Here is a 24,742-nt window from a genome sequence, read left to right on the forward strand (position 1 = left end):
CACTCCCCCGACGGTGCGCGGTAGCGCTCACCGTGGCCGCCACCCTCCTCGCTGGCTGCTCTACCGCCACCGAAGGCACTGGAGGCGCTGAATCCGCCAACACCTTGACCGTGGGCACCAACGGCGGCGACGCCATGAAGGCGGTGATCGCCGACTTCGAGAAGGCGAACCCGGGCGTGACCGTCACCGTCAAGGACAGCCCGCAGAACTACCAACAGGTCACCGCCACCCAGCTCACCGGCGGCACCGCCCCCGACATCATCCAGGTCTTCCCCGGCGCCGGGAACAACGTCAGCGTCGACGTCCTCGGCTCCCACGGCTCCCTCGCCGATCTGACGGGCGCCGGCTGGACGGACGCCCTGCCCGAGAGCGCGGTAGACCTGCTCAGTCGAGACGGCAAGCTGCTCGCGGTTCCGATGACGTTCTCCTCCATCGGCGGCATCTACAACCAGACCCAGCTCGACGCCTTGAAACTGACCCCACCCACCACGTGGAGTGAAGTGCTGGCCTTCTGCGCATCCGCGAAGGCAGCGGGCAAGGTCGCCTACGGCCTGGGGTTGAGTGACGCCTGGACCACACAGCTCATCCCCTACGCCCTCACGGCCAGCCTCGTCTACGGTCCGCAACCAGACTTCGAGCAGCAGCAGGCGGCAGGGAAGGCCACCTTCTCCGACTCCGGCTGGCGAGAGGCCTTCCAGAAGTACCAGGACATGGACACCGCCGGCTGCTTCAACCCCTCACCCTCCGGCACGCCCTACTCCACGGTCCAACAAGCCGTCGTCGACGGTGCCACCCTGGCCACGGTGTCCGTGGCCGCGGAGACCAAGAGCATCGCAGCCCTGGGCAGCAGCGACACGAAGATGACGTTCGCCGCCTTCCCCGCGAGCGACGATCCCGCCGCCACGGTGCTCTCAGCCACGACCGGACCCTCCTTCGGCATCAACGCTGCGACCAAGAAGCAGGAACTGGCTCAGAAGTTCATCGACTTCCTGGCGTCTGCGCAGACGCAGATCGCCTACGCCAACGCCTACGGCGACACCGCAGCCCTGCCCGGCGACATCGACCAGGGCACTCAGGTCTCCCAGGTCGTGCAGTCCTTCGTCAGCGAGAACAAGACGGCGAGCTGGCCGGACCAGCTGTGGCCGAACACCAGCATCCAGCCCGCCATGTTCGACGGTGTGCAAGCCCTCTTCAGCGGACAGAACGACATCCCCGGTGTGCTCACGTCGATGGACACCGCGTTCACGCAGCCGTGACCTCCCGTCTGCCCAGGTACCGGAGTGCCTGGGCAGACTCACGACTCACTCGACCTCTCCAGGAGCGGGCCCTTCCGTGATCAGTGATCCACCGCGCCGCCGACCCACCATCGACGACGTCGCCCGCTCGGCAGGCGTCTCCCGCGCGAGCGTCTCGCGTGTGCTCAACGGTGAACGGTGGGTCAGCGACAGCACGACCCGGTCCGTCCAGCTGGCGGTGCAGACCATCGGCTACCGCGTCAACACCCATGCCCGCACCCTGAAGACCCGACGCTCGGGGGCGGTCGGCTTCCTCTTGGGCGAGAACGTCGACCGCCTCTTCTCCGACCCCAACTTCGCAACCCTGCTCCGCGGGGTCTCCGCCGCCTTGACCGAGTACGACATGTCCCTCGTCCTGCTGGTCGGGCAGACTCCCGCCGAACGCGAACGGGCGCTGCGGGTCCTCACCTCCGGCATGGTCGACGGCGCCGTCGTCGTGTCCTGGTACCGCGAGTACGCGATCCTGCAGGAACTACTCCTCCACGGCTTGCCCATGGTCAGTGCCGGACCGCCCCCGCGAGGGCTCAGCGGCATCAGCTGCGTGCAGTCCGACGACTTCGGCGGGGCGATGCAGATGGGCAGGCTCCTCCTCGAGGCCGGGCATCGTCACATCGCCTACATCACCGGACCGGGTGACATGAACGGGGGCGACGCCCGCCTGGACGGGTTCCGGCTCGCCATGGGTGACCGCATCGAGGAGGACCTCATCGTCCACGGCGACTACAGCGCTGCGAGCGGGGAACGGGCCGCCGCCGAGCTCCTGGGGCGCCGTCCCGACGTCGACGCGATCTTCGCGGCCAGCGACCTCATGGCGGTGGCGGCACTCTCGGTGGCTCGTGCTCTCGGCCGTTGCGTGCCATCAGACCTCGCCATCGCCGGGTTCGACGACAGCGCAGCCGCCTCCAGCACGCAGCCGATGATCACCACGGTCCGCCAGCCTTTCGAACGCATCACGCAGGAGATGACCCGGTTGCTCATGGAACAGATCAACGGTTCGCCACCGGCGACGGTCACCCTGCCGACGGAGCTCATCGTGCGTGGCTCCACGCAGGAGTAGCCACAGCAGCAGGATGGTGGTGACGTGATGGCCCACCAGTACCCTGAGGCATGCCCGACGGCTCAGCGACCCGCAGACCCACGATCAGTGATGTGGCCACCGCTGCCGGTGTCTCGGTGGCGACGGTCTCCAGGGTGCTGAACGGTGGTCGCTGGGTGAGTGATGACGCCACCCGGGCGGTCACGCAGGCCATCAGCCAGACCGGCTACCGGATGAACCACCACGCCCGCAGCCTGCGGACTCAGCGCAGCAACGTCGTCGCCTTCCTCCTCGGCGAGAACGTCGAGCGCCTCTTCGGGGATCCCAACTTCTCCAAGATCGTCCACGGCGTGTCGACCGCACTCGGGGATGCCGGCCTGTCCATGATCCTGCTCCTCGCAGAGACCACCATCGAACAAGAACGAGCAGTGAACCTCATCCTGTCGGGAAACGTCGACGGCGTACTGCTTGCCTCCTGGTACCACGACGCCACGTCGCTTCGCCCGCTCGAGACGGCCGGCATCCCGGTCGTCAGCTCGGGGATACCACCGCAGGGACTGCGGGGTATCGGCAGCGTCAGCACCGACGACTTCTCCGGCGCGCGCGCGATGGTCCAGCATCTGCACGAGAGCGGCCGACGTCGAATCGCCTACATCGCGGGCCCCGAGAACCGCCATCGAGTAGATCAGCGACTCGAGGGATACAGCGCGGCGATCGGTGACCACCTCATCCCTTCTCGCATCGCCTTCAGCGACTGGACCCGGGTAGGTGGGCAGCTGGCCACCGAGAAGCTCCTCGCTGAGGAGCCGGCGATCGACGCCATCTTCGCGGGCAACGACGTCATGGCCCGTGGTGCCCTCGAGGCCCTGCAGCAGCTCGGTCGCCGCGTCCCCGAAGACGTCGCGGTGGCCGGGTTCGACGGTAGTGACATCCCCGAGACCAACGGGATGAGTCTCACCACGATGGAGGTGTCCTTCGAGCGCATGTGCCGCGAGATGGTGCATCTGCTGAAGAACCAGATCAGCGGCGGAACGCCGGCAACGGTGACCCTCCCGGCGTCTCTGGTGAGGGGCCGGTCGAGCGACGCCACATCCTGAGGCATCTGTCCTGCAGACCCTCGGAACAGGTCGCGGCCGTCCGTGACGGATTCGACTTCACTAGCCGAGGGTGAGGGACCGTGTGATCAGCGAGCCGGAGGCACCGACTGCCGCCCGCGCCAGGTTCGCCGGGAACAAGCCCGGCGGGGTGGTAGTCACCAAACCCCTGACCTCCTGCACGACAGGAAGTAGCGCATCTTTGCGCCACCGCTCCCGCAACCAGCAGCGATGGCACAGGGCACGCGGAAGAGCGCGCACCCGACCTGGAGCAACACTCCAGCATTCTCCGGCCGAGACGTCGAACACGGCGCCGGGCCCCCTCAGGATTCCGATCCCGAGAACCTTCGGAGCAGGCTCTCAGAGCCGGACGTGATGTCATCCAGCCGCGACGCCTCCTACGAGACCTGGCCCGAACTCGCACACAAGTTGCGTGCTCGTCCGCAGATCATCAGCTCCAAGCCCCCCACCCAAGGGCAAGTAGTCAGGCGCCGCACCAGGTGCTCCCGTTCCTCACCAGGGCACCCCGATGGTGGCGTTCAAGGCCAGCAGGTTCGTCTGCTCCTCGATGGAGGTGATGAGGGTCACCACCTGACCGATCTCCTGACGAGGAACGATGTGATCTGGCCCCACGCGATACTCACCGGGTGGAAACGTTGATCCTCGTCGTCGCCCTGATGCTGGCCTCCGTCCTCCTGGTCGGCATCGGCGACCGCATCCGCTTGCCCTGGCCCGCGCTGATGGTCTTGCTCGGGGTCGCGGTAGCCGTCATCCCCGGCCTTCCCGACGGCTTCGAGATCGACCCCCACCTCATCCTGCCGCTGTTCCTGCCCCCTCTGCTGTTCGCCACCGCCCAACGCACCTCCTGGTCACTCTTCCGCGCCCGCTGGCGTTCCATCGCCCTGCTCGCCGTCGCCCTGGTCGCCGCCACCGTCGCCGTCGTCGCCGGCACCGCGATGGCCCTGGTCCCCTGCCTGGGGCTGTCCGCGGCCATCGCCCTGGGCGCCATGGTCGCCCCGCCGGACCCCGTCGCCGTCGAAGCCGTCGCAGGCTCGGTGCGCATCCCCCGCCGCCTGCTCGCCGTCCTGCAGAGCGAAGGCCTCTTCAACGACGCCACCGCCCTGGTGGTCTTCCAGGCCGCAGTGCTGGCCACCGTTCAGGGCAGCGAACTCAGCGCCGGCGGTCTGCTGCTCCGCTTCGTCCTCGGTGCGCTCGGCGCGGTCCTCATCGGCCTCGCCGTGGCGTGGCTGGCTCGCGCCGTCATCGACCGCATCACCACAGAACTCGGACGCAGCGCACTCACCCTGGTGCTGCCCTTCGCCGTATACCTCCTCGCCGAAGAGGTCCACGCCTCCGGGGTGGTGGCCGTGGTCGTCCTGGCCCTGCAGCTGCGCGCCACCACCAGCGCCGACGCCGCGCAGGAACGACTCATGCAGGGTTCCTTCTGGGACGTCGTCGAGCTGCTCGTCACCGGCGTCGCCTTCGGCCTGGTCGGGCTGAGCCTGCGCCAGGTCGTCACCGACGCCGGAGACCGCCTGCCCACGATGCTCATCCACGCCCTGCTCATCGCTCTGGTCGCCTTCACCGTGCGCGCGGTGTGGATGGGCGCAGCCGTGCTCGCGGTGCGCCGCTCCCCCGACGCCACCGCCGCCCCCCGCAGCGCCCGCGAAGCCGTCGTCTTGACGTGGTGCGGCATGCGGGGCCTGGCGACCCTGGCTCTGGCCCTGTCCCTGCCGGGGAGCACCGATGACGGGGCGGCGTTCCCCGCTCGCACCGAGATCCTGCTCATCGCCTGCACCGTGCTGGTCCTGACGCTGCTGCTGCCCGGTTTCACCCTCCCCACCCTGGTGCGGGTCCTGGGAATGGCCGAGGACGCCGCCGGCGAGCACGCTGCCGAAGAACGCGTCGTGCAGACCGCCCGCCAGGCCGCGGTAGCCACGATCCTCCACCACCGCCACCTGCCCGACCTGCCCGAGCAGGCCGCGGCCGTGCTGCACGAACGCTTCGCCCACCTGGAGGCGGTGCTGCGCGGAGACACCCTCAGCGCTGAGGACCGCGAGCGTCTGGAAACGGTGCAGCGCACCCGTGTCGTGGTGCAGGGCATCCAGGCCGAGGCCTTGGCCGCGGCCCGCCAGGCCGTCCTGCAGGCTCGCCGTGAACCCGGGGTCGACCCCGAGGCTGTCGATCGGGTCCTGCGTCGTCTGGACCAGCGCACCGTCCTCCTCGACTGAGCGCCGACTGATGCTCCACGGAGCGGGAGCAGCGACACCACGGGGTGAGGCGAGGGGTGGGGAGGAGGATCGGCTACCTGAGGAAGCCGGGTGGTCCTCATCGTTGCCGCTGGCCAGACGCGCCGGGTTGCTGCCGGGCATGAGGCGTGGGTGTCTGTCTACAGCTGATGAACGCGACAACGTGGCCACCTCCGGAATCGCGCACCCGGGAAATCCGTCCGGGGATTCCTGATCACTGCCCGGACCTCGGTGACGGATCAGGGTTGCCCGTCGGCGGTGAGACGAGGGAGGAGACCGGTCTGCTCGGCCAGGCCGCGGTGCTCGCAGAACACCTTCCCCTGGCAGTCATCGGTGAGCGTGGGTGCTGCTCCTCGCCTGCGCCTCACGCGACGACCTGGCGCTTGAGGAGGGCTGATCACTGCGGGTGCTCCAGGCCGTCCCGCAGGAGAAGCTCGATCTTCACAGGGTTTGAGGTAACCAGAGGGTGGGACAGGTCAACTGTCACCTGTCCGTGCAGCGCACCCCTTTCGAGGCCGGGCACACGTGAGGGGTTCAGGCTTGGTGGGGCTGCTTCGTACGAGCAGCCCCACGTGCCTTCAGGAAAGGTGAACGGCGGCGACGCCTTCCGCCGGCAGGGTCAGTTGAAGGCTCCCCGTACGGCTACCGCGGTCGGTCTTCACGGTCAACGGACCGGACTCCAGCTCACTGGCGCGGTCCAGGTTGCGAAGCTGACGGCGGTTCGGATGTTCCGGGGAACCCATCTCCAGCCAGGCCCGGTAGGGATTGGTGTGATCGGTGTCGATGAGTCGCACCTGCGCGCGGGTGGTCGGTGAGAGCCCCTGCAGGCTCACGGTGACCGTTGCCGGAACGGCGGGGACAGGTTGAGCGCCGGCCAAGGCGTGGTTGTAGAGCAGCACGTCGACACCACCGCGTCGTGATCCCGCGACGGCGATCGCTCCTACTGTCGCGGGGGCGCCGGTGAGGGTGAGGGGAAGGCGCCGGTCCCCGAGTTCGTGCAGGATCTGCATGAGCCGGTAGATCGGCTTCTTGATGCCGTGGATGGTCTGCAGCCCGAAACCGCCGTGGAAGGGGTTGTCGGCCTGGGTGAGTTCTTCGTAGATGTCGCTGAACGTCCACACCGCCAGTGCGTCGACGACGCCGTCGCTCTCGATGACGGTCCGCAGCAGGCTGGCTGCGGCGTCGGAGCTGTCCAGGGCCGGGGTGTTGGACGAGGAGACGTTGAGTTCGGTGATGTAGAGCGGGAGACCGTCGGGGGTGTCGGCACGGTTGGTCTTGAAGAAGCTGGCCGGGCCTTCGGGACCGATCCCCTTGTCGGTCTCGTAAGCGTGGGCGGTGGCGAAGTCCAGGGGCACCTCGTTGGTGGTCGCCCACTGCATGAACTCGCGGTAGTACTGGGGACCGGGAGCCCGGACGGGACCGAAGGTGAACTGTCCCGAGGACGTCGCGGGCCCTCCGACCTGCAGGGAGTCGTCGACCTCCTTGATCGCCTCCGCCGCGGCGCGGTAGAGGTTGAAGTAGGCAGCCTGATCGCCGTCGAAGAAGGTGTAGAGGTTGGGCTCGTTCCACACCTCGAAGGGCCAGGTCCGCACCTCCTCGATGCCGTAGCGCTCGACCAGGTGCTTGGCGAAGGCCCCCACGAGCCGGCCCCAGGCCGCGTAGTCCTTGGGTTCCATCTGGTTGAAGTCGTAGAGCAACCCCCGAAACGGTGGCGGGCCGGCCTGCAGGGCCTCGGGCATGCTGCTGAGCTCGACGAAGGGGTGCATGCCCGCTCCGACCAGCGCATCGTAGATCTGGTCGGCGTTGAAGAAGGAGTAGTCGTCCTGGGTGTAGGCGGGGTTGCGGGCCCGGCCGCCGTTGTAGGTGGGGGCGTAGGTGCTCATGGAGGTGTTGAAGATGCCGTGGAAGCGCAGGGACTGGATGCCGAGCTCGTCGTGGCAGGTGAACAACTGGTCCTGGTAGTCCCGGCGCAGAGCCTGTTTGGCCCAGTCCCCCGCGATGGCCTTCTCCCACACGTGGGGGAAGTGGGCGCCGCGCTGACGCAGGTCGACGGCGACAACAGCCCCGGCCGGAGGAGCCGCGGAGGCGGAGGATGCCCCGACGGTCAGGCTCGCGGCAGCCCCGAGAACTCCCGCGGAGACGACTCCCCGTCGACTGAGCGGACTGGTGGCCTCGTGCTCGTTCATCGATGACCTTTCTACTGCCGACTGTCGATGCGGTGGACAATCCCGAGAACGTGTACCGCCCCACGCCTCAGCGCAGTTCCGCCGCTGGTGCGCCGGTTGCCGGCGAAGCACGGTGGGAGCAGGGGGTGACACGGATGAGTGACACGGGCTGTGCGGACACCCGCGGGGAGGACCGCGGGCACCGGTCGTCTCGACTGCGAGACGCAAGGCCCGTGCGGGTCCCGAGGTGTCCGTTCACAGCACCTTCTGGGGAAGGCGTACGCAACGTATCGACCGACGTCCGCCGTGAGCAACGATTCAGCCATCACGGTCTCGTCTACTTCCAACGAGAACGGTTGGAAGTGTTTAGGGTGGTGGCTGTGCCCACCAGCTTCGGCGTCGTCGGTCTCCGAGGCAGTGAGCGGCTGCTGGCCGAACTGCTCGAGGAGGGGGAAGAGCTCACCCGGGCGGAGCTGGCGCACTCAGCACAGCTACCCCTGAGCACTGTGAACACCGCCACCGCGCGCCTGCTGGGCCGCGGCGTGCTGGAGGAGGTGCGACCAGAAGGACCACCGGGAGCCGGACCCGGTGCAGGGCCTGGGAAGGTGCCACGTCGAGGGCGACCCGCGACGAGGTTGCGCCTGAAGCCGCAGACGCACCTGACCGGCGCCGTCATCCTGACCCCCCGCACGATCCGCGTGGGCCTCGTCCACGACGGGGGAAGCATCAGCGGCGCGAGAGAGGACCCCTTCGACTGGCTGCAGTGCGTCGACGTCGTCGCCGAGTGCGTGCAACGGCTGAGCGCGGCGCGCACCCGGTCAGGGATCAGCACCCCGCTCAGCCACGTCGTCCTGGGCCGGCAGGGCCCCTACCAGCGAGGTGCCGGTCTTCCGCTGCTCACGCCACGTCCTCCCGCACCTCCCACCACCGCGAACTCCAGAACGGGCACCGCCACCAGCCGGGGTACGGCTGCGAGCGCCGTCCCGGTCCCACCCCCCGCGGTGGCTTGGTTGTTCGACGACGTCAAACCCGCCCTGGAGGAGGCTTTCGCGGTGCCGGCGAGCGTGGACAACGAGTGCAACCTCGCCGCGCTGGGGGAACTCGCCTTCGGAGCCGCCCGGGGACTGCAGCACGTCATCTACCTCAAGCTCGTCACCGGAATGGGCGCCGGGATCATCGTCAACGGCCGCATCGTCTACGGTGCTCACGGGCTCGCCGGGGAGCTCTCCCACCTGAACGTGGACCCCGGTGGGGTCCTCTGCCGTTGCGGCTCTCGGGGCTGCCTCGGCAAGGTCGCCACCGCCGACCAACTCCTGGACAGCGCACGGTCCACCTTCGGGGAGGACATCGGCATCTACGACCTGCTTGGTCTGGCCGCCCAGGGTGACCTCGGTGTGCGGCGCATCCTCGACGACCTCGGCCGTCTCGTCGGCCAGCACCTCGCTCCGGTCTGCGTCATGCTCGATCCCCAGATGATCATCGTCGACGGCACTCTGGGCCCCGCCGCCGCTCCGGTCATCGAGGGACTGCGCGAGGGGCTGAGTCGAGCCCTGCCCCCCACCATGGCCACCGCCCTGCGCATCACGACCGGAGTGCTGGGGGCCGATGCCGAACTGCTCGGCGCTGCGCACCTGGCTCGCAGCTGATCCACCTGGCCCACGACGCGGCCGTGGGGTCAGCAGCAAGTTTCGAGGCTCGGGGACGCCCGGTGGGGACGGATGGTTCAGGCCGCGGTCGTCCCGGAGATCGTCGCGGAACCGAGCACCTGGGTCCCGCGGTAGACGGCGACCGTCTGCCCCGGCGCGACGCCGGTGAGCTGGGTCCGCAGCCGCACCTGCAAGACCTCGCCGACGAGTTCGGCGACGGCCGGCACGGGTTCGCCGTGGGCACGGACCTGGACGTGGACCTCCACCGGTCCCAGCGGTGGCTCGGTGTTCCAGATCGCGTCGACGGCCTCGAGGGCCTGCACCGCGAGCCGTTCCGCCGGGCCCACGGTGACGGTGCGGCGGACGGGTTCGATGCTCAGCACGTAGCGCGGACGACCGTCGGCGGCGGGCTTGGAGATCCCGAGACCCTTGCGCTGGCCGACGGTGTAGCCGTAGGTGCCGGAGTGGGTCGCGAGCACCTCCCCGTACTCGTCGACGACCTCGCCGGGGACCTCACCGAGGCGGTCGGCGAGGAAACCCCGGGTGTCGCCGTCGGGGATGAAGCAGATGTCGTGGCTGTCGGGCTTGTTCGCCACGGGCAGCCCGCGCCGCGTCGCCTCGGCCCGGACCTCGGCCTTCGTCGGGGCGTCGCCGAGGGGGAACATCGCGTGCGCGACCTGGTCGGCGTCGAGGACGGCGAGCACGTAGGACTGGTCCTTCGCCGCGTCCGCGGCGCGGTGCAGCTGCGCCCGGCCGTCGGCCCCGGTGACGATCTGCGCGTAGTGGCCGGTGGCGACGGCGTCGAAGCCCAGGGCGATCCCCTTGTCGAGCAGGGCCGCGAACTTGATCCGCTCGTTGCAGCGCACGCACGGGTTCGGGGTCCGGCCCGCCGCGTACTCGGCGACGAAGTCCTCGACGACGTCCTCGACGAAGTCGTCAGAGAGGTCCCAGACGTAGAACGGGATGCCGAGCAGGTCCGCGGCGCGGCGCGCGTCGAGGGAGTCCTCGATCGTGCAGCACCCGCGGGAGCCCGTCCGCAGGGTCCCGGGGTTGCGGTTCAGCGCCATGTGCACGCCGACGACCTCGTGCCCGGCGTCGACGGCCCGGGCGGCGGCGACCGCCGAGTCGACCCCACCGCTCATCGCGGCCAGCACACGCATCAGGACACTCCCCCGGTCGATCCCATGGCCAGTTCCTTCGTCGTGCGCGGACGGCGCCGCGCCCGGGCCGTGCGCGACCCCGTCGCCCGCCGGGCCCGTTCGACCGCCGGGCCGATCGCGGCGAGCGCCGCGTCGACGTCGGCGCCGGTGGAGTTCCAGCCCAGCGAGAACCGCAGGGCGCCGGCCGCCTCGGTCGCGCTCAGGCCCATCGCGAGCAGGACGTGGCTGGGTTGCGGGACACCCGCCTGGCAGGCCGACCCGGTCGAGCACTCGACCCCGGCGGCGTCGAGGAGGTAGGTGAGGGAGTCCCCCTCGCAGCCGTCGAAGGTCACGTGGGCGTTGCCGGGCAGCCGGTCGGGGGCGGCGGCTCCCCGCAGGGTGGCGCCGGGGACCTCCAGCAGGCCGGCGACCAGCCGGTCGCGCAGGACCGAGAGCCGGGCGACCTCCGCCGGCAGGCCCGCGGTCGCCGCGGTGAGCGCGGCCGCGGTCGCCCGGGCCCCCGCCGCGTCCAGGGTCCCCGACCGGACACCGAGCTCCTGCCCGCCGCCGTGGACGAGGGGGACGAGGGTGGTGCCGCGCTTGACCAGCAGCGCCCCGCTGCCGACGGGACCACCGAACTTGTGGGCCGAGAGGGAGAGCAGGTCCGCACCGGAGGCGGCGAAGTCGAGCGGGAGGTGCCCCACGGCCTGGACGGCGTCGGTGTGCAGCGGGACCCCCGCCGCGTGGGCGAGCTCCGCGGCCTGCGCGACGGGCTGGACGGTGCCGACCTCGTTGTTGGCCCACATCAGCGAGACGAGGGCCACGTCGTCACCCCCGCCGTCGGCGAGGGCGGCGGCCAGGGCGTCGAGGTCGGTGCGCCCCGTCGCGTCGACGGGCAGCCACGTCACCTCGGCCCCTTCGTGGGCCTGCAGCCACTCGACGCAGTCGAGGACCGCGTGGTGCTCGGTGGCGCTGAGCAGCACCCGCCGCCGGGCCGGGTCGAGGGCGCGACGGGCGCGCAGCAGTCCCTGCAGGGCGAGGTTGTCGCTCTCGGTGCCCCCGGAGGTCCAGACGACCTCCCCCGGGCGGGCGCCGAGCGCGCTCGCCAGCGCCTCGCGGCTCTCCTCCACCGCCACCCGCGCGCGACGGCCCGCGGAGTGCAGCGAGGACGGGTTGCCGGCGCCGAGGCGGGACTCACCGACGAACGCCTCGAGCGCCTCCGGGCGCAGAGCCGTCGTCGAGGCGTGGTCCAGGTACGCGCTCACACCCGACAGTCTAAGGACTGGCAGACTGCGCCGGTGCCTGTCCCGACCCACCGAGAGCCCACCGCAGCGTCGTCGCCCGGTCGCGGCGCGCCGACCCGCGCGCACCCGCTGGGGGTCACGCTCACCGGTGACGGGGCCGACGTCGCAGTGCTGGCGGCCCACGCCGACGGGGTCGAGGTGTGCCTCTTCGACGACGCGGGACGCGAGACCCGCACGGCCCTGCCCGACGTCGAGCTCGGCGTGTGGCACGGTCACGTCCCCGGTCTGGTCGCCGGCACCCGCTACGGCCTGCGCGTGCACGGCCGCTGGGACCCCGAGCGCGGGCTGCGGCACAACCCGGCCAAGCTGCTGCTCGACCCCTACGCCCGGGGCGTGGAGGGCGAGGTCGCCCTCACCCCCGAGATCTTCGGGCACACCGTCGGTGAGGACCTCGAGGGCGAGGACCTCGCGGTCGCCGACCCCCGCGACAGCGCCCCGCACGTCCCCCGCGGGGTGGTGCTCGCGCCGATGCCCGAGGCGCTGCGGGTGCTCGAGGGCGAACGACCGCGCACCCCGTGGTCCGACACCGTCCTCTACGAGGCGCACGTGCGCGGGTTGACCCAGCGGTTCCCGGAGGTGCCCGAGGCCGAGCGCGGGACCTACGCGGCGCTCGCGCACCCCGCGGTCCTGGCCCACCTGAACTCCCTCGGCGTCACGGCCCTGGAACTGCTGCCGGTGCACGCGAGCACCTCGGAGATCGCCCTGCGTCGGCGCGGGCTGTCGAACTACTGGGGGTACAACACCCTCGGGTTCAACGCCCCGCACGCCGGGTACGCGAGTGCGGCGGCCCGGGACGCCGGGGCCGGCGCCGTGCGCGAGGAGTTCCGGCGCGCCGTGATGGCCCTGCACGAGAACGGGATCGAGGTCATCCTCGACGTCGTCTACAACCACACGTGCGAGGAGGGGCCGGACGGCCCGCACCTCTCGCTGCGCGGTCTGGACGACTCGACGTACTACCTGCGCGACGCCGGCGGCCGCCCCTTCGACGTGACCGGGTGCGGCAACTCCCTCGACTTCGCCGAGCACCGCGTCGTGCAGTTCGCGCTGGACTCGTTGCGGCACTGGGTGACCGAGTACGGCGTCGACGGGTTCCGGTTCGACCTCATGACGACCCTGGCGCGCGGGCGGGACGGGTACTCCCCCGACCACCCGTTCCTGGTCGCCCTCGGCGCCGACCCGGTGCTGGCCGGCACGAAGCTCATCGCCGAACCGTGGGACGTCGGGCCCTACGGCTGGCGCACCGGCCAGTTCCCGGCCCCCGTCCACGAGTGGAACGACCGGTTCCGCGACGGCATCCGCCGGTTCTGGCTCACCGACGCCCGCGAGATCTCCTGGGGCCACCCGGCCCCCGTCGCCGGGGGCCGGGGCCTGCCGGAGCTCGCGACCCGCTTCGCCGGTTCCGCCGACACCTTCGACGTCGCGCGCGGCCGGCTCACGAGCGTGAACTTCGTGACCGCCCACGACGGGTTCACCCTCGCCGACCTCACCGCCTACGACCGCAAGCACAACGAGGCCAACGGCGAGGGCAACCGCGACGGCAGCGACTCCGACACCAGCTACAACCACGGCGTCGAGGGCGACACGAGCGACGCGGCGGTCCTGGAGCTGCGCCGACGCGCCATCCGCAACGTGTTCGCGACGCTGGTGCTCTCCACCGGGGTCCCGATGATCACCGCGGGTGACGAGTTCGGGCGCAGCCAGGGCGGCAACAACAACGCCTACTGCCAGGACGACGAGACGTCGTGGATCGACTGGGAGCTCGAGGGCTGGCAGCGTGAACTGCTCGGCGACGTCCGCGAACTCTTGGCCCTGCGCCGGCGCTACCCGGTGCTGCGCGAGGCCGGGGTGCGGCGCGGGTCGCCGATCCGCGACCAGCGCAGCGACCTGATGTGGTTCGCCGAGGACGGCACGCCCATGAGCGGCGAGAACTGGCACGAGGCGGACCGGCGGATCCTGCAGGTCCTGGTCGACGGCCGCGACCGGGGTCAGGCCTCGGTCCTCGTCGTCGTGAACGGTGGACCGCGTCAGCGTGACGTCGTGCTGCCGAGGGTCGAGGGGTTGCCGACCTTCCAGCCCCGCTGGTCCAGCACCGCCGACCGCCGCCACCGGGCCACGCCGGCCGGTCGCTCGTTGCGGCTGGCGCCGTGGTCGGTGCGGGTCCTCGCCACCGCGTGAACCCGCTGGTCCTCCTCCCGGGCCTCGGCTGCGACACCTCGCAGTTCCGGTTCCTGACCGGTGCGTTCTCCGAGGCGTTCGACGTGCGGGCGCTCGAACTCCCCGGCCACCACGGTGCGCCTGCGGTGGCGGGCCGGGCGTCCCTGGACGCCGTGGCCGAGGAGGTGGCGACGCGGGTCCCGGCGGGTTCCGTGCTCGTGGGTCACAGCACCGGCGGGATCGTCGGCCTGGTGATCGCCGCGCGGCACCCCTCGCTCGTCGAGCGGCTGGTGCTGCTGGACTCCAACGTGCCCGTCACCCCGGAGGCGTTGGCACGCAAGGTCGCCCGCGCAGGCGACGTGCGGGGACCGGCGTGGCGCGCCGTGCTCGAGGAGTCGATGCGCTCCTCGTGGGGGCCTCGCCGGCCGGAACTGCGCGAGGAGGTCGTGGCCGGGATCCTCGCCACCCCGGAGGCCGCGCTGCGCTCGTTGTGGTTCGACGTGCTCACCCTCGACCCGCGGCCGCTCCTGGCCGCGCTACGGGTTCCCGCGCTCCACGTGCGCTCCAGCCGCGACGTCGACGCCGCGGCCCTGCACGCCCTGAACCCGGGGGTGGGTTCGGTCGACCTGCGCGAACTCTCCCCCGGGCACTGGCCGCACCTCACCGAACCCGACGCGGTGGTCAGCGCCGTCCGGCGTTGGGTCCCCACTTGGCCAGCACCAGCGTCTCCACGATGCTGACGACCGTGTAGAGCAGGATCGAGGTGAACGTCACGACGACGACGATCGACCAGAGCTTGTTGTACTGGACGTTGGCGTTGGCGCGGAAGATCTCCGATCCCAACCCGGTCCCGCTGAACAGCCACTCGTAGAGCATCGCGCCGATGACCGCACCGGGCACCGAGATCCGGATCGCGGCGAACAGGTTGGGCAGCGCGGTCGGGACGGCGACCAGGCGCAGTGCCGTCCACTTCGTCCCGCCGTTGACCCGGATCACGTCGATCGCCTGCGGGGAGGCCGAACGCAGACCGATGGCCGCGTTGACCAGGACGGGGAAGAACACGACGACGCCGCCGATGGTCGCCGCGCGCAGCAGTTCGGAGTGGAAGGTCATCCCGATGATCGGGGCCATCGCGACGAGCGGGACCGAGCGCAGCATCATGGCCAGCGGCATGAAGACGAACTCGAGCGGGCGGACGACGGTGAACAGCGACGCGACGACGATCGCGCCGACGACCCCGGCCACGAAACCCGTGACCGAGTCGGTGAGCGTGACCTTCAGCCAGCCCCACATGTCGCTGCGGTTGGCGGCGGCCTTGTCGTCGGCGAACAGCCACTGGTAGACGTCGAGCGGGCGTTTGCCGACGAACTCGTCGATGGCGAGGATGCGCAGCAGGGCGTACCAGGCGATGACGAGGACGACCGCGGAGATCACCAGCGTGAGCACGGAGACCCCGATGCGCCTGCCCACGGCGGAGGCGACGGAGGCGTTGCTGCGGTTCTCGTGCACTTCGGTGCCCGCGGGTGCACCCGTGGTCGTGGTGGCCATCAGAGACCCGCCTTCCGTTCACCGGTCGAGGACCAGGGCGTGAGGAGCTTCGCGACGAGGCCGATGACGACGTAGGCGAGGCCCGCGATGAGGCCGCAGAGGATCGCCAGGCCCCAGATCTGCGCGTACCTGAGGTTGGTCTGCGCCGCGATGATCATGATGCCGATGCCGGAGTCCACCCCACCGAGGTACTCACCGAGCACCGCGCCGAGGAAGGAGGCCGGGGCGGCGAGCTTGAGGGCACCGAAGACGTTGGGCAGCGCGGCGATGAGGCGCACCTTCACCAGCGCCGTCCACGTCGACCCGCCGTAGGCGTGCACCACGTCGAGGGCGGTGCGGTCGGCGGCGCGCAACCCGAGCAGGCAGCCGACGACGGAGGTGAAGATGACGCTGATCGCGGCGAGGAAGATCGAGGCCGTCCGCGCTCCCGGGTCGGAGACGATGAGGACGATGGGCCCGATCGCCGTCAGCGGGATGCAGTAGGAGATGACCGCGACCTGGTTCGCCGCCCCCTCCAGCGGCGGGATGAGCAGCACGATCACCGCGATGGCGACGGCGGCGAGGTTGCCCCACAGCCAGCCCTGGGCCGCCGAGGACGTCGTGACCGAGAGGTTGTTCCAGTAGGTCGGGAACCCGGTGTCGCCGAACTGGCGCAGCACGCCCCAGGGCGTGGGGACGATGCCGTTGCTGCCGAAGAAGATCGAGCTGACCAGGCTCCAGACCACCAGGACCGAGACGACGCCGATGACGCCGCCGACCCACGGCGGCATCTCCTTCCCGGCGACGACGCGCCTGCTGCGGGGGGCCGTGGCGCCGGCGACACCGGTGACGGCTGCCTCCTCCTGGACCGAGCTCGCCATCAGTGCTCGTCCCCGCTGCCGCCGCCGAAGAGGATCTCGGAGAGCCGGTCGTGGTAGGCGTGGAACTCCGGGGTGCGCATCATCTCCGGCGTGCGCGGGCGCGGCAGGTCGATCTCGACGACCTCCACGACCCGGCCCGGGCGCGGGCTCATGACGGCGACGACGTCGGAGAGGAAGATCGCCTCGGAGATCCCGTGCGTCACCATGAGGGTCGTCGCGGGCTTCTCGGTCCAGATGCGCAGGAGTTCGACGTTGAGGCGCTGGCGGGTCATGTCGTCCAGCGCCCCGAAGGGCTCGTCGAGCAGCATCACCGTGGGCTGCACGACGAGGCAGCGGGCGATGGAGACGCGCTGGCGCATGCCGCCGGAGAGCTGGGCCGGCTTGGCCTTCTCGAACCCCTTCAGCCCGACGAGGCCGATGAGGTCGTCGACGAGGCCCTTCGACGGGCTGACCCCGGCGACCTCGAGGGGCAACCGGATGTTCTGGGCGACCGTGCGCCAGGGCAGCAACGCGGAGTCCTGGAACGCGACGCCCAGCTCGTGGGCGCGCTGCAGCTCCCGCGTCGTCATGCCGTTGACCAGCGCCTCCCCGCCCGAGGGGGTCTCGAGCCCCGCGAGGATGCGCAGGATGGTCGACTTCCCGCAGCCGGAGGGCCCGAGCAGCGAGAGGAACGCGTTCTTGCGCGTCCCCAGGTTCGTCTGCTCCAGCGCCAGGACGCTCTTGCGGCCCAGGTCGAAGCGCTTGGTCAGGCCCTGGAGGTTGAAACCCGTCGCCGCCTCGGGGTGGCCCTTCGGATCGGTCGTGGCCGAGAGCGTTCCCGCGGCGCCGGTGGTGACGGACAGGGACGGGGTGTCGTACGACACGGTCTGGCCTTTCTCGAGGACGGCGACGGGGTACCGCGCAGGGGTGACTCAGCCGGTGGCTCAGCCGGTGATGAGGTCCGGGTTCTCCTGGTAGACCTCTTCCAGCAGGGAGAGGTCGAAGAGGTCCTCCGCCGTGATCTTGGTGCCCATGACCTCGAGCGCCTGGATGTTCTCGTCGATGAGCGCCTGGGTCATCGTGAAGAGCCCCTTGGCCTTGGTGTCCTCGGACACGATGAGCGCCGCCTGCGCGGTCGCCTCCTGGGTCTGCTCGGCCAGGTCGAGGTCCTGGTCCTTGCCGTAGGTGTTCACCGCGAGAGCCGCGCTGGCGGCGGCGTCGGCGACCGCGTCGTTCCAGCCCTGGATCTCGGCCTTGAGGAAGGCCTTGAGCAGGTCGCGGTCCTTGTCGATCGTGGCCTGCAGGACGGTGAAGGTCTCGGAGACGACGGGGAGGCCGTTGTCGGCGAAGCCCAGCGTGACCGGGGTGAGCTTGCGGCCGGCCAGCAGGATCGGCTCGTTGGTCAGGTAGGCCATGAACGCGTCGACCTCGCCGGTCTCCACGACGGAGGGGTCGTACTGCACGGGGACGATGGTGAAGGTGGACTTGTCGATGTCGTTGGCCTTGCAGAAGCCGTCGAAGATCGTCTCGTTGCCGCCGGTCTGGATCCCGACCTTCTTGCCGGCGAGGTCGGCGATGGTCGCGACCGGGGTCTTCTCCTTCACCGACACCAGGCAGAACGGGTTCTTCTGGAAGGTCGCACCGATGATCTTCAGCGGCGCGTCCTCGTTCGCGATGGCCGGGCCGGTCAGCGTCGGCGACGACAGACCGACGAGGGCCTTCTTGGAGAGGACCATCGCCTCGGCCGCGGTCCCCGAGCTGCCACCGGCGAGCAGGTTGACCTTGGAGAAGCCCGCCGCGGTGTAGTAGCCCTTGCTGTCGGCCATGTACTCGCCCGCGAACTCGATGTTCTTGATCCAGGACAGCTGGACCGAGATCTCGCCGAAACCGTCGGAGGAACCGCCGCTGCTCGAACCGGTGGTCGAGCCGGCGTCGTCGTTGCCGCAGGCGGCGAGGCCGGTGATCCCGGCGACGGCGAGGGCGCCGAGGCCGGTGCCGCGGAGGAAGGTGCGACGGTCGCCGACGAGACGCGGACGGGATTCGTTCATGAGCTGCTCCACGGGTGCTTGGGTGTCCTGCGAGTCCGGGACGGATCGGCGCGGACAGACGAGGCCGGCTGACGTTCGGCTCTGATCCGGTACTGAAGCACCCGCGCGCTGCGGGGCTGTCACGGCCGCGTGAACGGGGGGTTACGTGGTGGCTCATCGTGTGACAACCGTGTTACGAGAACTCCGGGGTGGGCCGACCGGGGGACGAGTGGTCACCGATCCGGCACGGTCACCCACGGGGAGACACCGCCGGACTCGGCCACGCGCGCCCCGTGTCCGCGGACGCACCTCGCACGAGCTTTACACGCCCGAAACACGGGTGTGCTGTCATCTGAACCAGTCGGTTCAACGAGAGGGGTCACACCAGTGCGCACGATGCACCTGGGCGTTTTCGAGGTCGCGGGGCCGCAGGTCGGTGGCACGCTGAGCTGGTCGCACCCGTACAGCGATTCCGTGCACCACCGGGAACTGCAGCACTGGATCGACGTGGCCCAGCTCCTCGAGGCCGCGGGTTTCGACTTCCTGTTCTTCGCCGACGGCTACGGCTACCCCACCGTGGGCGGTGACCTGCCGGCCGTGGCCGCCGCCGGCGGCCTGAACTTCAGCGGGATCGACCCCATGATGATCATCCCGACGTTGGCCCACCACACCTCCACGCTGGGTTTCGTGCTGACCTCCTCGACCGGTGTGGACCACCCGGTCGCGACGGCGCGGCGCTTCGCGACCCTCGACCACCTGACGAACGGCCGCATCGGCTGGAACATCGTGACCGGCGCCTCCCAGGACACGATCGCCCAGTTGTTCGGGCACACCGAGATGGTCGCGCACGACGCCCGCTACGAGATGGCCCAGGAGTACGTCGACCTCGCCCTGCAGTTGTGGGAAGGCTGCTGGGAGGACGCGGCCCTGGTGCAGGACAAGGAGTCCGGGGTCTTCGCCGACCGCGACAAGCTGCACCGCGTGGAGCACGTCGGCAAGCACTTCCGCTCCTCGGGGTTCTTCACCGTCGCGCCCTCCGTGCAGCGCACCCCCGTCCTCTTCCAGGCCGGCAGCTCCGACCGCGGTCGCGAGTTCGCCGCGGGGCAGGCCGAGTGCGTCTTCCTGCAGGGCACCACGTTGCCGCACGCCGCGGCCAACGTCGCCGACATCCGCGCCCGCGCGGCGGCGGCCGGCCGCGACCCGCAGTCGGTCAAGGTCCTCGTCGGCGCGACCGTGACCGTCGCCGCCACCCACGACGAGGCGATCGCCCGCCGGGCCGAGTTCGAGGACATGCAGACCGACGAGGTCGCCGCCGTGATCTACGCCGGCAACACCGGGATCGACCTGTCCGCCCTCGACCCCGACCGCCCGCTCAGCCAGATCCACGAGAGCAGCGACGGTCGCATCGGGCAGATGGGGCAGAGCAACATCGACCGGTTCAAGCGGGCCGACGGGACCTGGCCCCTGGTGCGCGAGGTCCTCGAGGAACTGCGGGGTCGCGGGACCCGGGGCTTCACGGTCGTCGGCGACCCGATCGAGGTGGCGGACCGGCTCGAGGAGATCATGGACGTCACCGGCGTCGACGGGTTCCTGCTCGAGGCGATCTTCTCCCCCTCCGACCACCGCCTGTTCTGCGAACTCGTCGTGCCGGAACTCCGGCGTCGCGGGCGCCTGCTCGCCGAGGAGGACCGCCCGGCGGGTTCCGGGTCCCTGCGCGAACGCATCGGGGGTTCCTCGCCGCGCTTGAGCGCCGACCACCCGGGCGCGCGCTACGTGCCGGAACCCACCACGGTCTGAGCGCCGGTGCGGGCGCAGAACGCCTCGAGCGCCTGCGCCTGCACCGCGTCCACCCCGGCGTGGTCGGCGGTGATGATGAGCGTCATCTGCAGCCCGCGCCACAACGCGATGAGTTCGGTGGCCCGGGCCCGGGCGAGCGCGGGCGCCAGCCCCTCACGCTCCAACCGCGCCACGGCGGGTCGCTGCCAGGACCCGATGTCCCCCAGCAGCTCCGCGTACCCGGGCTGCTGGGAGGCCTGGCCGAACACCTCGAAGAACAACCGCAGGAACGGAAGGTTGGCCGGGTCGGCGATCTGGTCCCAGACGTGCTGCAGGTCGCCCCGCAGATCGCCCTCACCGTTCTCCAGGGCGACCCACGCGTTCTCGAAGGAGGGGAACGCGTCGCGGCCGACGGCCTGCAGCGCCTCCCCGATCAACTGCTCCTTGCTGCCGAAGTAGTACAACAGCATCCGGTGGTTGGAACCCACGGACCGGGCCAGCCCGCGCAACGTCAGCGATGTGACACCGTGGGCCAGGACGTGTTCCGCCACCAGCCGCAGCAACCGGTCCCGTTCCATCCCGACAGGGTATCCACCCACCAGGAGACACCATGCGCGATCTCGCGACGCTGCCCAAGGCGCACCTGCACATCCACCTCGAGGGCGCGATGCGTCCCTCCACCCTCGCCGAGTTCGCGGCGGAGGCCGGCGAGGCCGCTCCCCCCACCCGGGGTTTCACCTCGTTCCCGCAGTTCGTCGAGCACTACGACGGCGCGGTCGCGTTCATCCGCACCCGCGAGCAGCTCGCCCGGGTGGTCCGCGAGGTCGTCGAGGACGCCGCGCTCGCGGGCGCGGTCTGGATCGAGGCCCAGGCGAACCCGATGTTCTACGTCCCGCGGTTCGGGACGCCCGAGGAGGTCCTGACCTTCGTGCTCGAGGTCGGGCAGACCGAGGCCACCCGGCTCGGCATCGGTTTCGGTCTGATGGCCGTCGCCATCCGCAGCCTCCCCACGAGCGAGGCCGAGACCCTCGCCGTCCTGGCCGCCGAGTTCGCCGGACGCGGTGTCGTCTCCTTCGGGCTCGCCGCCGACGAGGCGCTCTGGCCGCCGGCCCCCTTCGAACGGGCCTTCGACATCGCCCGCGAGGCCGGCCTGAAGTCGGCCCCGCACGCCGGGGAACTGCTCGGTCCGGAGAGCATCGTCGGCGCCCTCGACAAGCTCGGGGCGCAGCGCATCCAGCACGGCGTCCGCGCCGTCGAGGACCCGGAGCTGGTCCGCCGGCTCGCGGCCGAGGGCATCGTCCTCGACGTCTGCCCGACCTCCAACGTCGAACTCTGGGTCGTCCCGGAGATCGGTGCGCACCCGCTCCCCGCCCTCCTGGAGGCCGGCGTCCGCTGCTCGCTCAACGGCGACGACCCGCTGCTCTTCGGCCCCGGCCTGCTCGAGGAGTACGAGACCGCCCGCACCGAGCTGAAGCTCACCGACGCGGAGCTCGCCGGCGTCGCCAAGGCCTCGCTCGAGGGCTCCGCCGCCCCGGCCGACTTCGTCGCCACCCAGGTCGCGGCCGTCGACGCGTGGCTCGCGGGGTGAGCGCGTCCACCCCGGAGTTCCTGCGCTCGCTGCCCAAGACGGAGCTGCACTGCCACTTCGCCTCCACCATCCGCCCGGAACGGCTGCTGCGGTGGGCCCGCGAACGCGGCGTGCCGCTGCCCAGCGACGACCCGGCGGAACTGGCCCGCTACACCGGTCTGCAGGACTTCCTCGACCTGTTCAACGCGGCGCACGCGGTCTTCCGCTCCGGCGAGGACGTGGCCCTCGTCGCGTACGAGGGCGTCCGGGCAGCGGTCGCCACGACGAACCTGCGCTACCGCGAGTACTCCGTGAACCCGCACAACTTCGCCGAGCTGGGCCTGCCGTGGCCGGTCGTGCTCGCCGGGCTGGTGGAGGGCCTGACCCGCGCCGAGGAGGAGTTCGGCGTCGGTTTCGGGATCGTGCCGGCGCTGAACCGTTCCCTCGACCTCGCGGCCGCGCACGCCACCCTCGACGTCGTCCTCGCGAACCCGCACCCCGCGGTCGTGGGGTTCGGTCAGGACGACCTCGCCGCCGACGGGTACGAGTCACCGCTGGCGTGGGAACCCGTCTACGCCCGGGCCCGCGCGGCGGGGTTGCGCCTCACCGCCCACGTCGGCGAGATCGCCACCTCGACCGCCGTGTCGGTGGTGGAGGCCGTCGAGGTGCTGCACCTGGACCGCGTCGACCACGGGTACCACGTCGTCGACGACCCGGCCGTCGTGGAGCGCGCCCGGGCCGCCGGGGTGCACTTCTGCTGCACGCCGAAGTCGGCGCACCTGCTCTCCGGCTGGGCCTTCGACGCGCAGCACCCCGTCGCCCGCATGATCGAGGCCGGGTTGTCGGTGAACCTCTCCACCGACGACGAGGTGTTCTTCGCCACGAGCCTGCAGGCCGAGTTCGAGCACGTCGGCCTCGACCTCGGTTTCGGGGACGACGTGGTCGAACAGCTGGCCCTGAACGGGGTGGCGGCGTCCTTCGCTCCTGAGGACGTCAAGGCACGACTCCGCGCGGAGATCCGCGCCCTGCGCGGTGGCCCACCGGGGTGAGGTGACGTCACCCGGGAAACTCCCGAGGTGGGATCGCGGGAACCCGCCGCCCGGACGAGGCCCGCTATGATGGAGGTCGAGTCGTATCCTCACCACCTCCTGGGAGCCACTGTGTCGGGACGCTCATCGCTGACGATGGCGGATGTCGCGCGGCTCGCCGGGGTGTCGACGGCCACCGTCTCCCACGTCGTCAACAAGTCCCGGCGACACACCCCCGCCACCGAACGCCGTGTGCACGAGGCCATCGAGCAGTTGGGCTACGTCCGCGACCCGTTCGCCCGTTCGCTGCGCACCCGCACGAGCGGGATCATCGGCATCGCGATGTCGGCGATCTCGAACCCGTACTTCGCGACGATCGTGCAGGAGATCGAGCGGAACCTCCGGGGAACCGGAACCTCGATACTCCTCGCCGACACCCACGACGACCCGGTCATCGAGGACCGCGTGGTCGAGGACCTCATGTCCCGCCGCGTCGACGGCCTCGTCCTGGCTCCCAGTCGGTCTCCCGAACGGGCTCTGCGCCTCGCCGCCCGCTACGGCGGCCCCCTGGTGGTCGTGGACCGCATCGACCCGGGGATCGACTGCGACCAGGTGGCGGTGGAGAACGTCGAACCGGTCCGCGAGATCACGGCGCACCTGCTGGACCTGGGCCACACGCGCCTCGGGATGGTCACGGGGATTCCCGGGATGACCACCAGCGAGGAACGTCTGCGAGGTTTCCGCCTGGCCCACGAGGAAGCGGGTCTGGACGTCGATCCCGCACTGGTCAGGTCCGGTCGCAGCAGCAGCGTCGGGGCCCAGGAGGCGGTGGAGGAGATGCTGGGCCTGAGCAACCCCCCGACCGCGCTGGTGGCGGGCAACAACGCCATGACCATCGGGACGCTCCGGGCGCTGAAGGCCAGCGGCCGGCGCGTTCCCGACGACACGGCCCTGGTCTGCTTCGACGACTTCGAGTGGGCCGACCTGTTCGAACCCGCCCTCACCGCGGTCGCCCAGCCCGTGCGGGCCATGGCCCAGCGGGCGGTGGAGATGCTGAACAGCCGGCGGTCGGACAGCTCGATCGCCGTCCGCCGGGAAGTTCTGCGTCCCGTCGTCGCGCACCGCACGTCCTGCGGCTGCGGGGGTGTCGCACCCGACCGGCCGGCCCGCCCCGGCGGTCTGCACTGGGAGAACACCGGGGCGGGCGGTCACGCGCCTCACGACGCCGGGGAACCCCGCAGCGGCACGTCGAGCGTCTCCCCGTCGATGACCCGGTCGGCGTAGTCCCGGGAACTGCGCACCACGGCGGCGTTGTCCTCGTCGCTGCCCTCCGCCCAGCGGCGCGCGGACGTCTCGTCCTTCCCGAACGCGACGTGCCGGGCGACGAGGCGCTCCACCCGACGGGCCGGGTCGGTGTCGACGTACCAGACCTCGTCGAGCAGGGGCGCGACCTGCGACCAGCCCCCGGCCCGGCTGAGCAGGTAGTTCCCCTCGGTCAGGACGACGGGAACATCCGTGGTCACGGCGATCGCCCCGGCCACCGCCTCCTCGAACTCCCGGAGGTAGTCGGGGGCGTAGACGACCTCGTCCGCGCGGGATCGCAGGCGTCCGAGGAGGCTGACGTACCCGGCGACGTCGAAGGTGTCGGGCGCCCCCTTGCGGTCGAGGCGCCCCAGCCTGACCAGTTCGCGGTTGGCGAGGTGGAAACCGTCCATGGGAACCACGGCGGCATCCCCCCGGAGACGGGTGGCGACCGCTCCGGCGACCGTGCTCTTGCCGCTGCCGGGCTCACCCACGATCCCGACGAGCACCCGGTCCCGGCCTGCCTGCAGCCGTCTCACGCACCGGACGAGGTCGTCGACGCGTGAGACCCGC

20 protein-coding genes are annotated in these 24,742 nt (G+C 70.8%); 11 read left to right on the top strand and 9 right to left on the bottom strand.

What is annotated here, in order from left to right; genetic code table 11:
• Positions 1 to 110: 110 nt before the first annotated feature.
• From AC0I8G_RS09260 to AC0I8G_RS09275, 4 genes are all read left to right on the top strand, one after another.
• Positions 111 to 1,256, top strand: a complete 1,146-nt coding sequence (locus tag AC0I8G_RS09260) for an ABC transporter substrate-binding protein (RefSeq protein ID WP_471729651.1) — start codon at positions 111 to 113, stop codon at positions 1,254 to 1,256.
• A 76-nt stretch (positions 1,257 to 1,332) separates the two neighbouring features.
• Positions 1,333 to 2,352 (top strand): LacI family DNA-binding transcriptional regulator, encoded by a 1,020-nt coding sequence (locus AC0I8G_RS09265; RefSeq protein ID WP_471729652.1) that lies wholly within the window; start codon positions 1,333 to 1,335, stop codon positions 2,350 to 2,352.
• A gap of 92 nt (positions 2,353 to 2,444) precedes the next feature.
• Entirely contained in the window at positions 2,445 to 3,428 is a 984-nt protein-coding gene (locus tag AC0I8G_RS09270) for a LacI family DNA-binding transcriptional regulator (RefSeq protein WP_471729653.1), read from the top strand.
• Positions 3,429 to 4,072: 644 nt separating this feature from the next.
• Positions 4,073 to 5,656 (top strand): Na+/H+ antiporter, encoded by a 1,584-nt coding sequence (locus AC0I8G_RS09275; RefSeq protein ID WP_471729654.1) that lies wholly within the window; start codon positions 4,073 to 4,075, stop codon positions 5,654 to 5,656.
• 596 nt (positions 5,657 to 6,252) lie between these two features.
• Here AC0I8G_RS09275 and AC0I8G_RS09280 read toward each other — a convergent pair.
• Complete coding sequence (locus AC0I8G_RS09280) at positions 6,253 to 7,860, bottom strand: GH39 family glycosyl hydrolase (RefSeq protein WP_471729655.1); 1,608 nt, start codon at positions 7,858 to 7,860, stop codon at positions 6,253 to 6,255.
• Positions 7,861 to 8,219: 359 nt separating this feature from the next.
• Between AC0I8G_RS09280 and AC0I8G_RS09285 the strand changes: the two genes are divergently transcribed.
• Positions 8,220 to 9,485, top strand: coding sequence for an ROK family protein (locus tag AC0I8G_RS09285; RefSeq protein ID WP_471729656.1), 1,266 nt, complete (start codon positions 8,220 to 8,222; stop codon positions 9,483 to 9,485).
• Positions 9,486 to 9,562: 77 nt separating this feature from the next.
• Here the strand turns inward: AC0I8G_RS09285 and mnmA are convergent, their stop codons facing one another.
• Together mnmA and AC0I8G_RS09295 are read right to left on the bottom strand one after the other, a co-directional pair.
• A complete protein-coding gene (mnmA, locus tag AC0I8G_RS09290) occupies positions 9,563 to 10,645 on the bottom strand; it encodes a tRNA 2-thiouridine(34) synthase MnmA (protein ID WP_471729657.1) in 1,083 nt (360 codons plus the stop codon).
• Positions 10,645 to 11,889 (bottom strand): cysteine desulfurase family protein, encoded by a 1,245-nt coding sequence (locus tag AC0I8G_RS09295; RefSeq protein WP_471729658.1) that lies wholly within the window; start codon positions 11,887 to 11,889, stop codon positions 10,645 to 10,647. The genes mnmA and AC0I8G_RS09295 overlap by 1 nt, the downstream gene beginning before the upstream one ends.
• A gap of 33 nt (positions 11,890 to 11,922) precedes the next feature.
• On the opposite strand from AC0I8G_RS09295, the gene glgX reads away from it, so the two are divergent.
• Both glgX and AC0I8G_RS09305 read left to right on the top strand, forming a co-directional pair.
• On the top strand, positions 11,923 to 14,103 hold the full coding sequence (gene glgX, locus AC0I8G_RS09300; RefSeq protein WP_471729659.1) for a glycogen debranching protein GlgX: 2,181 nt from the start codon (positions 11,923 to 11,925) through the stop codon (positions 14,101 to 14,103).
• Positions 14,100 to 14,822, top strand: a complete 723-nt coding sequence (locus AC0I8G_RS09305; protein WP_471729660.1) for an alpha/beta fold hydrolase — start codon at positions 14,100 to 14,102, stop codon at positions 14,820 to 14,822. Before glgX ends, AC0I8G_RS09305 begins: the two co-directional genes overlap by 4 nt.
• Here the strand turns inward: AC0I8G_RS09305 and AC0I8G_RS09310 are convergent.
• The 4 genes from AC0I8G_RS09310 to AC0I8G_RS09325 are packed head-to-tail and all read right to left on the bottom strand — an operon-like array spanning position 14,764 to position 18,517.
• Entirely contained in the window at positions 14,764 to 15,630 is an 867-nt protein-coding gene (locus AC0I8G_RS09310) for an ABC transporter permease (RefSeq protein WP_471729661.1), read from the bottom strand. The two genes, AC0I8G_RS09305 and AC0I8G_RS09310, sit on opposite strands and share 59 nt — an antisense overlap.
• The gene (locus AC0I8G_RS09315; protein WP_471729662.1) at positions 15,630 to 16,490 is read right to left on the bottom strand and encodes an ABC transporter permease; all 861 of its coding nucleotides are present in this window, start codon (positions 16,488 to 16,490) and stop codon (positions 15,630 to 15,632) included. Before AC0I8G_RS09315 ends, AC0I8G_RS09310 begins: the two co-directional genes overlap by 1 nt.
• Positions 16,490 to 17,353 (bottom strand): ABC transporter ATP-binding protein, encoded by an 864-nt coding sequence (locus AC0I8G_RS09320; protein ID WP_328292196.1) that lies wholly within the window; start codon positions 17,351 to 17,353, stop codon positions 16,490 to 16,492. Before AC0I8G_RS09320 ends, AC0I8G_RS09315 begins: the two co-directional genes overlap by 1 nt.
• Before the next feature lie 60 nt (positions 17,354 to 17,413).
• Positions 17,414 to 18,517: an ABC transporter substrate-binding protein gene (locus AC0I8G_RS09325; protein ID WP_380259978.1), complete on the bottom strand. Its 1,104-nt coding sequence runs from the start codon at positions 18,515 to 18,517 to the stop codon at positions 17,414 to 17,416.
• A 375-nt stretch (positions 18,518 to 18,892) separates the two neighbouring features.
• Between AC0I8G_RS09325 and AC0I8G_RS09330 the strand changes: the two genes are divergently transcribed.
• A complete protein-coding gene (locus AC0I8G_RS09330) occupies positions 18,893 to 20,293 on the top strand; it encodes an NtaA/DmoA family FMN-dependent monooxygenase (RefSeq protein WP_471729763.1) in 1,401 nt (466 codons plus the stop codon).
• Here AC0I8G_RS09330 and AC0I8G_RS09335 read toward each other — a convergent pair.
• Positions 20,266 to 20,850: a TetR/AcrR family transcriptional regulator gene (locus AC0I8G_RS09335; RefSeq protein ID WP_471729663.1), complete on the bottom strand. Its 585-nt coding sequence runs from the start codon at positions 20,848 to 20,850 to the stop codon at positions 20,266 to 20,268. The genes AC0I8G_RS09330 and AC0I8G_RS09335 overlap by 28 nt on opposite strands.
• 32 nt (positions 20,851 to 20,882) lie before the next feature.
• Between AC0I8G_RS09335 and add (AC0I8G_RS09340) the strand changes: the two genes are divergently transcribed.
• The 3 genes from add (AC0I8G_RS09340) to AC0I8G_RS09350 all read left to right on the top strand — a co-directional run bounded on the left by add (AC0I8G_RS09340) (position 20,883) and on the right by AC0I8G_RS09350 (position 24,151).
• Complete coding sequence (gene add / locus AC0I8G_RS09340) at positions 20,883 to 21,860, top strand: adenosine deaminase (protein ID WP_471729664.1); 978 nt, start codon at positions 20,883 to 20,885, stop codon at positions 21,858 to 21,860.
• Positions 21,857 to 22,888 carry an adenosine deaminase gene (gene add / locus AC0I8G_RS09345; RefSeq protein WP_471729665.1) on the top strand — a complete coding sequence of 344 codons (1,032 nt, stop codon included), beginning with the start codon at positions 21,857 to 21,859 and terminating at the stop codon, positions 22,886 to 22,888. The genes add (AC0I8G_RS09340) and add (AC0I8G_RS09345) overlap by 4 nt, the downstream gene beginning before the upstream one ends.
• A gap of 135 nt (positions 22,889 to 23,023) precedes the next feature.
• Positions 23,024 to 24,151 (top strand): LacI family DNA-binding transcriptional regulator, encoded by a 1,128-nt coding sequence (locus tag AC0I8G_RS09350; RefSeq protein ID WP_471729666.1) that lies wholly within the window; start codon positions 23,024 to 23,026, stop codon positions 24,149 to 24,151.
• On the opposite strand, the gene AC0I8G_RS09355 is transcribed toward AC0I8G_RS09350, so the two are convergent.
• On the bottom strand, positions 24,085 to 24,708 hold the full coding sequence (locus AC0I8G_RS09355) for a nucleoside/nucleotide kinase family protein (RefSeq protein WP_471729667.1): 624 nt from the start codon (positions 24,706 to 24,708) through the stop codon (positions 24,085 to 24,087). The two genes, AC0I8G_RS09350 and AC0I8G_RS09355, sit on opposite strands and share 67 nt — an antisense overlap.
• Positions 24,709 to 24,742: the final 34 nt, after the last annotated feature.

Source organism: Kineococcus sp. AC630, assembly GCF_979255925.1.

Excerpts from the sequence above, each read along its gene's own strand:
- AC0I8G_RS09325 (WP_380259978.1), bottom strand. The coding sequence starts at position 18,517 with ATGAACGAATCCCGTCCGCGTCTCGTCGGCGACCGTCGCACCTTCCTC.
- AC0I8G_RS09350 (WP_471729666.1), top strand. The coding sequence starts at position 23,024 with ATGGCGGATGTCGCGCGGCTCGCCGGGGTGTCGACGGCCACCGTCTCC.
- AC0I8G_RS09280 (WP_471729655.1), bottom strand. The coding sequence starts at position 7,860 with ATGAACGAGCACGAGGCCACCAGTCCGCTCAGTCGACGGGGAGTCGTC.
- AC0I8G_RS09310 (WP_471729661.1), bottom strand. The coding sequence starts at position 15,630 with ATGGCCACCACGACCACGGGTGCACCCGCGGGCACCGAAGTGCACGAG.
- add (WP_471729664.1), top strand. The coding sequence starts at position 20,883 with ATGCGCGATCTCGCGACGCTGCCCAAGGCGCACCTGCACATCCACCTC.
- mnmA (WP_471729657.1), bottom strand. The coding sequence starts at position 10,645 with ATGCGTGTGCTGGCCGCGATGAGCGGTGGGGTCGACTCGGCGGTCGCC.
- AC0I8G_RS09335 (WP_471729663.1), bottom strand. The coding sequence starts at position 20,850 with ATGGAACGGGACCGGTTGCTGCGGCTGGTGGCGGAACACGTCCTGGCC.
- AC0I8G_RS09330 (WP_471729763.1), top strand. The coding sequence starts at position 18,893 with ATGCACCTGGGCGTTTTCGAGGTCGCGGGGCCGCAGGTCGGTGGCACG.
- AC0I8G_RS09315 (WP_471729662.1), bottom strand. The coding sequence starts at position 16,490 with ATGGCGAGCTCGGTCCAGGAGGAGGCAGCCGTCACCGGTGTCGCCGGC.